The 12365-nt window shown below is 62.7% G+C and carries 10 protein-coding genes; 4 read left to right on the top strand and 6 right to left on the bottom strand.

The annotated features are described in order from the left end of the window. Positions 1-13: 13 nt before the first annotated feature. The 6 genes from acnA to AB3X96_RS09925 all read right to left on the bottom strand — a co-directional run bounded on the left by acnA (position 14) and on the right by AB3X96_RS09925 (position 8293). Complete coding sequence (gene acnA / locus AB3X96_RS09950; protein WP_368589578.1) at positions 14-2728, bottom strand: aconitate hydratase AcnA; 2715 nt, start codon at positions 2726-2728, stop codon at positions 14-16. Between the two features lie 42 nt (positions 2729-2770). After that, positions 2771-4222, bottom strand: coding sequence for a bifunctional 2-methylcitrate dehydratase/aconitate hydratase (locus tag AB3X96_RS09945; protein ID WP_368589577.1), 1452 nt, complete (start codon positions 4220-4222; stop codon positions 2771-2773). 24 nt (positions 4223-4246) lie between these two features. Then, positions 4247-4750, bottom strand: coding sequence for a hypothetical protein (locus AB3X96_RS09940; RefSeq protein ID WP_176107162.1), 504 nt, complete (start codon positions 4748-4750; stop codon positions 4247-4249). Positions 4751-4850: 100 nt separating this feature from the next. After that, a complete protein-coding gene (prpC, locus tag AB3X96_RS09935; protein ID WP_368589576.1) occupies positions 4851-6038 on the bottom strand; it encodes a 2-methylcitrate synthase in 1188 nt (395 codons plus the stop codon). A 57-nt stretch (positions 6039-6095) separates the two neighbouring features. After that, positions 6096-7112, bottom strand: coding sequence for a CoA ester lyase (locus AB3X96_RS09930; protein ID WP_368589575.1), 1017 nt, complete (start codon positions 7110-7112; stop codon positions 6096-6098). Positions 7113-7309: 197 nt separating this feature from the next. Then, positions 7310-8293, bottom strand: coding sequence for a malate dehydrogenase (locus AB3X96_RS09925; RefSeq protein ID WP_018438465.1), 984 nt, complete (start codon positions 8291-8293; stop codon positions 7310-7312). A 538-nt stretch (positions 8294-8831) separates the two neighbouring features. On the opposite strand from AB3X96_RS09925, the gene AB3X96_RS09920 reads away from it, so the two are divergent. The 4 genes from AB3X96_RS09920 to sdhA all read left to right on the top strand — a co-directional run bounded on the left by AB3X96_RS09920 (position 8832) and on the right by sdhA (position 12358). Then, positions 8832-9632, top strand: a complete 801-nt coding sequence (locus AB3X96_RS09920) for a GntR family transcriptional regulator (protein ID WP_176107165.1) — start codon at positions 8832-8834, stop codon at positions 9630-9632. A 157-nt stretch (positions 9633-9789) separates the two neighbouring features. Next, positions 9790-10206, top strand: a complete 417-nt coding sequence (gene sdhC, locus AB3X96_RS09915; RefSeq protein WP_062128183.1) for a succinate dehydrogenase, cytochrome b556 subunit — start codon at positions 9790-9792, stop codon at positions 10204-10206. A 3-nt stretch (positions 10207-10209) separates the two neighbouring features. Beyond that, positions 10210-10578 (top strand): succinate dehydrogenase, hydrophobic membrane anchor protein, encoded by a 369-nt coding sequence (gene sdhD / locus AB3X96_RS09910; RefSeq protein WP_013092932.1) that lies wholly within the window; start codon positions 10210-10212, stop codon positions 10576-10578. Between the two features lie 4 nt (positions 10579-10582). Further along, complete coding sequence (sdhA, locus tag AB3X96_RS09905) at positions 10583-12358, top strand: succinate dehydrogenase flavoprotein subunit (RefSeq protein WP_368589574.1); 1776 nt, start codon at positions 10583-10585, stop codon at positions 12356-12358. Positions 12359-12365 lie beyond the last annotated feature (7 nt).

Here is a 12365-nt window from a genome sequence, read left to right as displayed (position 1 = left end):
GTTGCCGCGAGGCTCAAGCAGCCAGCAGCGAGCGCAGCACGAACGGCAGAATCCCGCCGTGCTTGTAGTAGTCGACTTCGATCGGCGTGTCGATACGCAGCAGCACCGGAACGCGCTTGTCGCCGTCCTTGCTGTGGATCACGAGCGTGACTTCCTGTTGCGGCTTGAAGTCGTCGCCGAGGCCTTCGATGTCGTACGTTTCTTCGCCGGTGATACCGAGCGACTGTACGCTATCCGAGCCCTTGAACTGCAGCGGCAGAACGCCCATGCCGACGAGGTTCGAACGGTGGATCCGCTCGAAGCTGCGTGCGACCACGGCCTTCACGCCCAGCAGCTGCGTGCCCTTGGCCGCCCAGTCGCGCGACGAACCCGTGCCGTACTCTTCGCCCGCGAACACGATGGTCGGCGTGTCGGCGTCGATGTACTTCATCGCCGCGTCGTAGATCGACAGCTGTTCGCCGCTCGGCTGGTGAATCGTCAGGCCGCCTTCGACGCGCGTGCCGTCCGCCTTTGCCGGGATCATCAGGTTCTTGATACGCACGTTCGCGAACGTGCCGCGCATCATCACGTCGTGGTTGCCGCGACGGGAGCCGTAGCTGTTGAAGTCGGCCTTCTGCACGCCGTTTTCCTTCAGCCAGCGGCCTGCCGGCGAGTCTTCCTTGATCGAGCCTGCGGGGCTGATGTGGTCGGTCGTGACCGAGTCACCGAAGATGCCCAGAGCGCGCGCGCCCTTGACCGGCGCGATGCTGGATGCCGGCGTCATCGAGAAGTCCTTGCCGAAGAACGGCGGCTCGGCGATGTAGGTCGACTTCGGCCAGTCATAGACCTGACCCTCTTCGCCCTCGATCTTGCTCCACAGGTCGCCCTTCTTCGTGAGCTGCGAGTAGTTCTTGCGGAACGCGTCGGCATCCATCGCGTATTTCAGCAGCGCGTTGACTTCGTCGCTGGTCGGCCAGATGTCGCCGAGGTAGATGTCCTTGCCGCCCTTGCCCTTGCCGACCGGCTCGGTCATCAGGTCGCGCGTGATGTTGCCGGCGATCGCGTACGCGACGACGAGCGGCGGCGACGCGAGGAAGTTCGCGCGGATGTTCGGGTGGATACGCGCTTCGAAGTTACGGTTGCCCGACAGCACCGCTGCCGCGACGATGTCGTTCTTCGTGATCGCTTCGTTCAGTTCCGGCGTCAGGTCGCCCGCGTTGCCGATACACGTCGTGCAGCCGTATGCGGCCAGCGTGAAGCCGAGCTTGTCGAGGTACTTCAGCAGGTCGGTCTTCGTCAGGTACTCGGTGACGATGCGCGATCCCGGAGCCAGCGACGTCTTGATGTGCGGAGCAACCGTCAGGCCAGCCTCGACAGCTTTCTTCGCGAGCAGACCGGCGGCGAGCAGCACGCTCGGGTTCGACGTGTTCGTGCACGACGTGATCGCGGCGATCAGCACGTCGCCGTTCTTCACGTCGACGCCGTTGCTCGTCGTGTATTGCGCGTCGAGATCGGCGGCCTTTTTCGCGAAGCCGTTTTCAGAGACCGGCTTCGAGAACAGGTCGGTGAAGGTCGACTTCACGTGGCCGATCTCGATGCGGTCCTGCGGACGCTTCGGGCCTGCCAACGACGGCGCGACCGTGGCGAGATCCAGCGTGACCACCTTCGTGTAATCGATGTCGCCATCGGCCGGAATGCCGAACAGCTCCTGCGCCTTGAAGTAGTTCTCGAACGCGGAGATTTCCGCTTCCGTGCGGCCCGTGCCGTGGAAGAACTCGATGGTCTTTTCGTCGACCGGGAAGAAGCCCATCGTCGCGCCGTATTCCGGCGCCATGTTGCCGATCGTCGCGCGGTCCGGCACCGACAGCGAGCGCGTGCCTTCGCCGAAGAACTCGACGAACTTGCCGACGACCTTCTCCTTGCGCAGCAGTTCGGTGATGGTCAGCACGAGGTCGGTCGCGGTCACGCCTTCGATCAGCTTGCCCTTCAGGTGCACACCGACGACGTCCGGCGTCAGGAAGTACACCGGCTGGCCGAGCATGCCTGCTTCGGCTTCGATACCGCCCACGCCCCAGCCCACCACGCCGATGCCGTTGATCATCGTCGTATGGCTGTCCGTGCCGACCAGCGAGTCCGGGTAGTACACGGTGTCCGCGCCGTCGGCCTTCTTGTGCACGCCGCGCGCGAGGTATTCGAGGTTCACCTGGTGAACGATGCCGACGCCCGGCGGCACGACCTTGAACGTGTCGAACGCCTGCATGCCCCACTTCATGAACTGGTAGCGCTCGTTGTTGCGCTGGAATTCCAGCTTCATGTTCAGGTCGAGCGCGTTCTTCTCGCGGAAGTGGTCGACCTGCACCGAGTGGTCGACGACGAGGTCCACGGGCACCAGCGGCTCGATCGACTTCGGATTCTTGCCGACGGCCTTCGCGACGCCGCGCATCGCAGCGATGTCGGCGAGCAGCGGCACGCCGGTGAAGTCCTGCAACACGACGCGCGACACGACGAACGGAATTTCATCGACGCGCGCCGCGTTCGGCTTCCAGTTCGCGAGTTGCGTGACGTGTTCTTCGGCGATTTTCTTGCCGTCGTAGTTGCGCAGCACCGATTCCAGCACGATACGGATCGAGACCGGCAGACGGTCGATTTTGAGGTTCAGAGCCTTGCCGAGTTGCGGCAGGGAGTAGAACTTGCCTTTGCCGGAACCGCTGTCGAATTCCTTGAGCGTTTTGTGGAGGTTGTGGGCCATGGTGTTTTCCTTGGTTTGGATCGCGGAACTACAGTACTCAGCCTAGATGACGTAAAGATCGACGTATTCATTGACCGGCGTCGCTTCGAGCTTGGCCTGATCGAGCGATACGTCGAGAATCGCCAGTTGTTGCTTGACCGGAAAGCGCCGCGCGAGGTTGGTCTTGAACTTCTCGACCAGCAACGGAATACCGTCCTCACGACGGCGCTTATGACCGATCGGGTATTCGACTACGACTTCCCCGAACTTCGCCCCGTCGCTGAATTCGATCGTCAGTGCATTGGCGATCGAACGCTTCTCCGGGTCGTGATAATCCTTCGTGAACTGTGGATCTTCTACGCATTCCATTTTCGCGCGCAACGCATCGATACGCGAGTCCTGCGCCACTGAGTCTTCGTAATCGGCAGCAGTCAGACGGCCGAAAATCAGCGGCACCGCGATCATGTACTGGATGCAATGATCACGGTCGGCCGGATTGTTCAGCGGGCCTTTTTTATCGATGATGCGAATCGCGGCTTCGTGCGTGCGGATCGTCACTCGGCGAATGTCTTCGACGCGCCGGCCTTGGCGCGAGAGCTGCGCATGCAGCGCGAGCGCGGCTTCCGCGGCGGTTTGCGCGTGGAACTCGGCCGGAAACGAGATCTTGAACAGCACGTTTTCCATCACGTACGAGCCGTACGGACGCTGGAACCGGAACGCGTTGCCGTTGAACAGCACGTCGTAGAAGCCCCACGTTTTCGCGCTGAGCACCGACGGATAGCCCATCTCGCCGGTCTTCGAGATCAGCGCGAGGCGCACGGCGCGCGCGGTGGCGTCGCCGGCAGCCCACGATTTGCGCGAACCGGTGTTCGGCGCATGGCGGTAGGTGCGCAGCGCCTGCCCATCGACGAGCGCCTGCGATACCGCGTTGATCAGCTCGTCGCGCGTGAGGCCGATCAGCTGGCCGACCACCGCGGTCGACGCGAGCTTGACGAGCAGCACATGATCGAGCCCGACCTTGTTGAACGAGTTCTCGAGCGCGATGCAGCCTTGAATTTCGTGCGCCTTGATCATTGCGATCAGGACGTCTTTCATCGTCAGCGGCGCTTTGCCGGCTGCGATGGCGGTACGCGAGAGCCAGTCGGCCGTCGCGAGAATGCCGCCGAGGTTATCGGACGGATGGCCCCATTCGGCCGCGAGCCAGGTGTCGTTGAAGTCGAGCCAGCGGATCATCGCGCCGATGTTGAAGGCGGCCTGAACGGGGTCCAGCTGGAACGACGTGCCCGGCACCTTCGCGCCGTTGGGGACGATCGTGCCTGCCACGATTGGTCCCATCAGCTTGGTGCAGGCCGGGTAGGTAAGCGCCTCGAGTCCGCAACCGAGCGTGTCGATCAGGCAATGACGCGCGGTTTCCAGCGCGAGCGCGCTGTCGATCCGGTAATCCAGCACGTAGTCGACGATATCGACCAGGACGGCGTCCGGGGCGGGTCGTACGTTGGAGATCGGGGCGGACATCGGGGGCTTCCCTGGCGGCGAAAATCAGTTGCCGGTCTTGTTGATCGCGTTAGATTGCGTTGCTGCCGGCGCGCCCTGTTCCATCGCGACCGTCTTGCACTCGTCGGCGAGACGCGAGCTGTCCTTGTCCTGGAACAGCATGGCCTTCGTCGGGATCACGACGAGGTCCATACCGGATGCTGCGTCGTGGAAGCGGTCAGCGCCCGTCGTGGTCGCTTCGCGCGGCAGGTTGTAGTTCTTGTTCGCCCAGTGAACGGTGACGATCTGGTCACGCTTCATGTCGCCTTTCATTTCGAAAGCCAGACCGTCCTTGCACGACCACTTTTCCGCGCCTTCCGGAATCGGATCGACCTTCGCTTCCTTCACCGGATTGGCCTTGCGCTTGACCAGGCGGCGCGGCTCCGGGCGCTTGGCGACGGCCTTCTTCGTGGTGGTGGTGGCCGTGTCCGCAGCAGCGGCGTCAGTCGCGACGGTCAGCATCGTCGTAGACAGGGCGCCAATCATGGCGGCGATCATCAGCTTTTTCATGGAGAAAACCTTTCTATCAAATCAGTTAAACAGTGCGCGGACGACCGGTCCGGCGGCCGCGCGGGTTGAACTGCACGCGCTGTGGAGCGCACAGCGACCGCTATTTTCTCCTATTTAGCGGCACGTACTTTAAATTCTCGGGTCCGGTGTAATTCGCGCTCGGCCGGATGATCTTGTTGTCGACGCGCTGCTCGATGATGTGCGCGCTCCAGCCGGCCGTACGCGAGATCACGAACAGCGGCGTGAACATCGCGGTCGGCACGCCCATCATGTGGTACGACACCGCGCTGAACCAGTCGAGGTTCGCGAACATCTTCTTCGCTTCCCACATCACCGATTCGAGGCGCTCGGCGATCGAGAACAGCTTCATGTTGCCCGCTTCCTTCGACAGCTTCTTCGCGACTTCCTTGATGACCTTGTTGCGCGGGTCCGAGATCGTGTACACCGGATGGCCGAAGCCGATCACGACTTCCTTGTTCTCGACGCGGCGGCGGATGTCGGCTTCGGCTTCGTCGGGCGTCTGGTAGCGCGACTGGATGTCGAACGCGGCTTCGTTGGCGCCGCCATGCTTCGGGCCGCGCAGCGCGCCGATCGCGCCGGTGATCGCCGAATACATGTCCGAGCCCGTGCCCGCGATCACGCGGCCCGTGAACGTCGACGCATTGAACTCGTGCTCCGCGTACAGGTTCAGCGACACGTGCATCGCATCGACCCACGCCTTCGACGGTTCGACGCCATGCAGCAGATGCAGGAAATGGCCGCCGATCGAATCGTCGTCGGTTTCGACCTCGATGCGCTTGCCGTTGTGCGAGTAGTGATACCAGTACAGCAGCATCGAGCCGAGCGAGGCCATCAGCTTGTCGGCGATGTCGCGCGCGCCGGGCAGGTTGTGATCGTCCTTCTCCGGCAGCACCGTGCCGAGCACCGACACGCCGGTGCGCATCACGTCCATCGGATGCGCGGCGGCCGGAATCCATTCGAGCGCGGCCTTCACGTTGGCGGGCAGGCCGCGCATCGACTTCAGCTTCGTCTTGTAGGCGGTCAATTCGGCCTGCGTGGGCAGCTTGCCGTGGACCAGCAGGTAAGCGATCTCCTCGAATTCGCACGCCTCGGCGATGTCGAGAATGTCGTAGCCGCGATAGTGCAGATCGTTGCCGGTCTTGCCGACCGTGCACAGCGCGGTGTTGCCCGCGGTCACGCCCGACAGCGCGACGGATTTCTTCGGTTTGAAGCCGCTTTGCGTTTCGTTGCCGCCTGTTGCGTCAGCGGCTTGCGTCGTCTCGCTCATGTTCCGCCTTCTCCTGTGTGCCGGCTCATCGTTGCCGCCGTTTGAAAAACGCGTCGCTTATGCCACTGACTGTCCGTTAGTGCCCACTTGCGCAAAGAGCGGCGCCGCTTCTTGCGGAACAGCGCGGCCGGTGCTCTGCGCGCGGCGCAGCACCGACCAGTAATAGCGGTAGCTCGCACGGTCGTGCAGCGTATCACCGTGACGCGTCGGGCCCCAATGCGCGGACTGCGCGGCCAACAGGATTGCCGTGGCCGTCGCGATTTCTTCGTCGCGCGGCGCGAACGCGGCGACGATCGCCTCGATCTGCGCCGGATGAATGCTCCACATGCGCGTGTAGCCGAATTCATTGCGGGCGCGCTGCGCGTCGTTCGCGACCACGCTCATGTCGCGCACTTCGGTGCTGACGTTGTGCGACGGCACCTTGCCGTACGCATGGCAGGCCGCCGAAATTTCGAGCTTCGCGCGCCGCACGAGCGGATGATCGAATTGGCCCGGCGAGCGCATCGCGGTATCGGGGATCGCGCCGTCGTGCGCGGAGACGAAGTCCATCAGGCCGAAGCTCAGCGCCTCGACGCCTGGCAGCGCGGCCAGTTCGAACACGCGCGTGAGCGCGCCGTGAGTTTCGACCAGCAACTGCACCGGCACCGGCTGCGCGATGCCGAGTTCGCGCCGCGTCGCCTCGATGAACGCGATCATTTCGGCGGCATCGAGGACGTTGCGGACTTTCGGCAACGTGATGTAGGCGGGTGCCCGCTTTGCGGCGCGCAGAATCAGGCGCACGTCGTCGCGCCAGTGCGCGTGAGCGAAGTCGTGGATGCGCACGCCGACGCGGCCGAAGCGGTCGTGCTCGCTGCCCAGCAGCGATGCGACCAGTTCCGCGTGCTCGGCCTCGCGGCCGACCTGCGCGCCGTCTTCGCAATCGAGCGTGATATCGAACACCGGGCCGAGTTGCTGCTGTAACGCGAGCGACTTCAGCATCAGCTTTTCGCTGCCCGCGTAGTGGTCGCAGGCAGGCAGCACAGCGGGCGGCGCTTCGCCCTCAAACAGCACTTCGGCGGGTGTGAGAACGCGCATCTTCGGCGTGTGGGGCGTGGTGAGGATTAGGAATGTCGGATTCGGGCGTGCTCTGCGCAAGCGCAGTCCGGCGACGGCAAAGCACGTTCGAATCAGAGGCGAATGGCGACGATCGCAGCGCCATGCGCACGAAAAAAAACCGGAACCCGCCGCGCTGACGCTTCGGAGTTCCGGTTCATCGGCATCAGATCAGATGCTTAGCCGAGCAGGTGCTGAACGCCGTCGCGCTCTTCCAGCAGTTCCTGCAGCGTGCCGTCCATCTTTTCGCGCGAGAACGCGTCGATTGCCAGACCTTCGACGCGCTTGTACTCGCCGTTTTCGCAGGTCACGGGCACGCCGTAGATGATGTCTTCAGGGATGCCGTACGAGCCGTCCGACGGGATGCCCATCGTGACCCACTTGCCGTTGGTGCCGAGCACCCAGTCACGCACGTGGTCGATCGCAGCGTTGGCCGCCGATGCCGCCGACGACAGGCCGCGCGCTTCGATGATCGCCGCGCCGCGCTTGCCGACGGTCGGGATGAACGTGTTGCGGTTCCATTCTTCGTCGTTGATCAGCTTGGTCAGGTCCTGACCTTCAGCCGTTGCGACGCGGAAGTCGGGGTACATGGTCGGCGAGTGGTTGCCCCACACCGCGAGCTTTTCGATCGACGCGACCGGCTTGCCCGACTTGGCCGCCAGTTGCGACAGCGCGCGGTTGTGGTCCAGACGCAGCATCGCGGTGAAGTTCTTCTTCGGCAGATCCGGCGCCGACTTCATTGCGATGTACGCGTTCGTGTTGGCCGGGTTGCCGACCACCAGAACCTTCACGTCGCGGCTGGCGACTTCGTTAAGCGCCTTGCCCTGAACCGTGAAGATTTCGGCGTTGGCCGACAGCAGATCCTTGCGCTCCATGCCCTTCGAACGCGGACGCGCGCCGACGAGCAAGGCGATGTCGGCGTCCTTGAACGCGACCTTCGGGTCGTCCGTGATCACGACGCCCGACAGCAGCGGGAATGCGCAATCATCCAGTTCCATCACGACGCCTTTGACGGCGGCTTGCGCTTGCGGCAGATCGAGCAGTTGCAGGATCACCGGCTGGTCCTTGCCGAGCAGGTCGCCATTGGCGATGCGGAACAGCAGGGAGTAAGCGATTTGACCTGCGGCGCCGGTGACGGCAACGCGCTTTGCGGGCTTAGCCATTGAGAAATCTCCAGGACGATGCGTTAGACGCTAGGGAAAACGCCATTCTATATGCGCGTTCAGCGAAGCGTTATGAAACACGGCGGAATTCACTGTTCGCGTGCGGGCTCGGAATGTGCCGAGACCGGGCGGCGCGTTGCGGCAAGACCGCCGTGCCGGAAATCCGTACTACCGAGCGGGACGGGATGGCCCAAGGCTTACGCCGGGCCGGCCCGCAACTGCACGGTGCGGCCTCCTGCGAACAGCGCGTTTCGGCGAGTGTCGGGCCAGCGGCTGCAACACGGAACAACACGCGAATGCAACGGATGGCGGCGAATCGAAACCTGGACTGCGTAGGGGACGGCATGGTGCAGAGTGGCGGCCGGAGCGTCGCGGCGCTGCATCAAACAGCTGCCGCAAAATCCCGCAAACCCTTGCTCGACAAGGAGTGTAGGAGTCGAAACCGACAAAGTCAACAGTATCTTATGTCTTATATAAGACACATCTATCGACGGGAAAACCCTAGACGTGCCCCGGCGCTTTATGATGAAATGCGCGCATGAATTCGAACCCGGCGAATCCTGTAAACCCGAATGGCCAGGGGGCCGCGGGCGAAGCTGTATCCGCTGTTTCCGCTGCTGCGTCGCCGACCTTCAGCCCCTTGTATCAGCAGATCAAGGGCTTGATTACGCAGAGCCTCGAAAGCGGCGAATGGAAGCCGGGCGAAATCATTCCTAGTGAAGTCGAACTGGCTGCGCGTTTCAAGGTGAGTCAGGGTACGGTGCGCAAGGCGATCGACGAGTTGGCCGCCGACAACCTGCTGGTGCGCCGTCAGGGCAAGGGCACGTTCGTTGCGACGCACAACGAAGAACGCGCGCAGTTCCGTTTCCTGAGATTGCTCGCCGACGACGGCGCGGAGCATCCGCACGTGAGCCGTCTGCTCGAATGCCGGCGGCTGCGCGCATCGGCGGAAATTGCTCGGCAACTCGATCTGAAGCCGGCCGATCCGGTCGTGCTGATCAAGCGTTTGCTGCAGTTCGACGGCGAAGTGACCGTGCTCGACGAAATCTGGCTGCCAGGCGCCGTGTTCCGCGGGCTCACGCTCGAGCGGCTTTCGGAGTACAAAGGTCCCCTCTACGCGATGTTCGAGACCGAATTCGGCACTCGCATGATTCGCGCGACGGAAAAAATCCGCGCGGTCGCGGCGGAGCCTTCCGTGGCGGACCTGCTGCATGTGCCGGCGGGTTTTCCGTTGCTCTCGGTCGAGCGCGTCTCCTATACCTATGGGGATCGGCCGGTTGAAGTCCGGCGAGGTTGGTATGTCACAACCGGGTATTACTATCAGAACGATCTCAGCTGAATCGGGCTGAAACGAGGCGCGGCGTCCCACACGCGTGCCGATCGGAAGGCGCTTTCATAGCGCGCGCAGCAAAGGACCTAGCGTGGTTTTCGCTGCAGCGCGATATAAAAAGGCGCTAAAATTGCGGATTAGTGTGACTACATAGTAGGGGTCTAGCATGGCAGAAGCGGTAAAGAAACCGAGGCCGGAATTCCGGAACATCGGTATTGGGCAAATATTGACGGCATACCGTCTCCCGCTGGCGGGGCGCGTGTCGATTCTGCATCGCGTGAGCGGTGCCTTGTTGTTTCTTTTCCTTCCTTTCCTGCTGTTCCTCTTCGATCAGAGCCTGACTTCCGAACTGAGCTTCGAAGTCTTCAAGGGCTTCCTCTCCAACATCATCGTCAAGCTGATCACGCTGGTTCTCGCGTGGGCTTTCCTGTTCCACTTCTGCGCCGGCATCCGTCACCTCGTGATGGATACGAATCATGATGCCGTGTCGAAGGAAAAGGGCAAGTCGACCTCTGTCGTCGTGTTAGTCGTGTCGTCGCTGCTCACCATCGCATTCGCGGCAAAACTGTTCGGAGCATTCTAAAAAATGGCAGCCAATAACCGAATCGGTTCGAAGCGTCTCGTCGTCGGCGCGCATTACGGTCTGCGCGACTGGCTCGCGCAACGCGTCACCGCCGTCGTGATGGCGGTGTACACGGTGATTCTGCTCGCGTGGTTCTTCCTCGCGCGCGACTTCTCGTACGACGGCTGGGCGTCGATCTTCGCGACGCAGTGGATGAAGCTCGCCACGTTCGTCACGCTTCTCTCGCTCTTCTACCACGCGTGGGTGGGTGTGCGCGACATCTGGATGGATTACGTGAAGCCCGTTGGCACGCGTCTCGTCCTGCAGGCGCTGACGATCCTCTGGCTGCTCGCATGTGCGGGCTACGCTGCGCAGATTCTCTGGAGAGTATAAAAGCATGGTTGCAATCAAGAATTCTCTGCCGCGTCGCAAGTTTGACGTGGTTATCGTCGGCGCGGGCGGCTCGGGGATGCGCGCGTCGCTGCAACTGGCGCGCGCCGGTCTGTCGGTCTGCGTGCTGTCCAAAGTGTTTCCGACGCGTTCGCATACGGTCGCTGCCCAAGGCGGCATCGGCGCTTCGCTCGGCAACATGAGCGAAGACAACTGGCACTATCACTTCTACGACACGATCAAGGGCTCCGACTGGCTCGGCGACCAGGACGCGATCGAGTTCATGTGCCGCGAAGCACCGAACGCCGTCTACGAACTCGAACACTTCGGCATGCCGTTCGACCGTAACGCCGACGGCACGATCTATCAGCGCCCGTTCGGCGGCCACACCGCGAACTACGGCGAAAAGCCGGTGCAACGCGCTTGCGCGGCGGCTGACCGTACCGGTCACGCGCTGCTGCACACGCTGTACCAGCAGAACGTTGCTGCCAAGACGCAATTCTTCGTCGAATGGATGGCGCTGGACCTGATCCGCGACGCCGACGGCGACGTGCTCGGCGTGACCGCGCTGGAAATGGAAACCGGCGACGTCTACATCCTCGAGGGCAAGACCACGCTGTTCGCCACGGGCGGCGCAGGCCGGATCTTCGCGGCATCGACCAACGCGTTCATCAACACCGGTGACGGCCTCGGCATGGCGGCCCGTTCGGGCATCGCGCTGCAGGACATGGAATTCTGGCAATTCCACCCCACTGGCGTGGCCGGCGCAGGCGTGCTGATCACCGAAGGCGTGCGCGGCGAAGGCGGTATTCTGCGTAACTCGAACGGCGAGCGTTTCATGGAACGCTACGCGCCGACGCTGAAGGACCTGGCGCCGCGCGACTTCGTTTCGCGTTCGATGGACCAGGAAATCAAGGAAGGCCGCGGCGTGGGTCCGAACAAGGACCACGTGCTTCTCGACCTGTCGCACATCGGCGCCGAGACGATCATGAAGCGTCTGCCGTCGATCCGCGAAATCGCGCTGAAGTTCGCGAACGTCGACTGCATCAAGGAGCCGATCCCGGTCGTGCCGACCATCCACTACCAGATGGGCGGTATCCCGACGAACATCAACGGCCAGGTCGTCGGTACGCCGAAGGGCCACGAAGAAGTCGTCAACGGTTTCTACGCAGTGGGCGAATGCTCGTGCGTGTCGGTGCACGGTGCGAACCGTCTCGGCACGAACTCGCTGCTCGACCTCGTGGTGTTCGGCCGCGCTGCCGGCAATCACATCGTCAAGCACGTGAAGGAACTGAAGGAACACAAGCCGCTGCCGGCAGATGCAGCCGACTTCGCGCTGTCGCGTCTGGCGAAGCTCGATAGCTCGTCGTCGGGCGAGTACGCCCAGTCGGTCGCGAACGACATCCGCGGCACGATGCAGAAGCACGCTGGCGTGTTCCGCACCTCGGCGCTGCTGGCCGAAGGCGTCGAAGCCATCCGCGAAGTGGCGGCACGCGTCGACAACATCCATCTGAAGGATAAGTCGAAGGTCTTCAACACGGCCCGCGTCGAAGCGCTGGAAGTGGCGAACCTGATCGAAGTGGCACGCGCCACGATGGTGTCCGCCGAAGCGCGCAAGGAAAGTCGTGGCGCGCACGCGCAAAACGACTTCGAACATCGCGACGACGAAAACTGGCTGCGCCATACGTTGTGGTTCAGCGAAGGCGATCGCCTCGACTACAAGCCGGTGCACATGAAGCCGCTGACCGTCGAATCGGTTCCGCCGAAAGCGCGTACCTTCTAAGGCACAA

This window comes from Paraburkholderia sp. BR13439 (assembly GCF_040948805.1).
Lineage (GTDB): Bacteria > Pseudomonadota > Gammaproteobacteria > Burkholderiales > Burkholderiaceae > Paraburkholderia > Paraburkholderia youngii.
This window is presented reverse-complemented; position numbering and strand designations above follow the sequence as displayed.

Bases quoted from the DNA above. Each gene is read 5' to 3' on its own strand.
- acnA (WP_368589578.1), bottom strand. From the start codon at position 2,728: ATGGCCCACAACCTCCACAAAACGCTCAAGGAATTCGACAGCGGTTCC.
- AB3X96_RS09945 (WP_368589577.1), bottom strand. From the start codon at position 4,222: ATGTCCGCCCCGATCTCCAACGTACGACCCGCCCCGGACGCCGTCCTG.
- AB3X96_RS09940 (WP_176107162.1), bottom strand. From the start codon at position 4,750: ATGAAAAAGCTGATGATCGCCGCCATGATTGGCGCCCTGTCTACGACG.
- prpC (WP_368589576.1), bottom strand. From the start codon at position 6,038: ATGAGCGAGACGACGCAAGCCGCTGACGCAACAGGCGGCAACGAAACG.
- AB3X96_RS09930 (WP_368589575.1), bottom strand. From the start codon at position 7,112: ATGCGCGTTCTCACACCCGCCGAAGTGCTGTTTGAGGGCGAAGCGCCG.
- AB3X96_RS09925 (WP_018438465.1), bottom strand. From the start codon at position 8,293: ATGGCTAAGCCCGCAAAGCGCGTTGCCGTCACCGGCGCCGCAGGTCAA.
- AB3X96_RS09920 (WP_176107165.1), top strand. From the start codon at position 8,832: ATGAATTCGAACCCGGCGAATCCTGTAAACCCGAATGGCCAGGGGGCC.
- sdhC (WP_062128183.1), top strand. From the start codon at position 9,790: ATGGCAGAAGCGGTAAAGAAACCGAGGCCGGAATTCCGGAACATCGGT.
- sdhD (WP_013092932.1), top strand. From the start codon at position 10,210: ATGGCAGCCAATAACCGAATCGGTTCGAAGCGTCTCGTCGTCGGCGCG.
- sdhA (WP_368589574.1), top strand. From the start codon at position 10,583: ATGGTTGCAATCAAGAATTCTCTGCCGCGTCGCAAGTTTGACGTGGTT.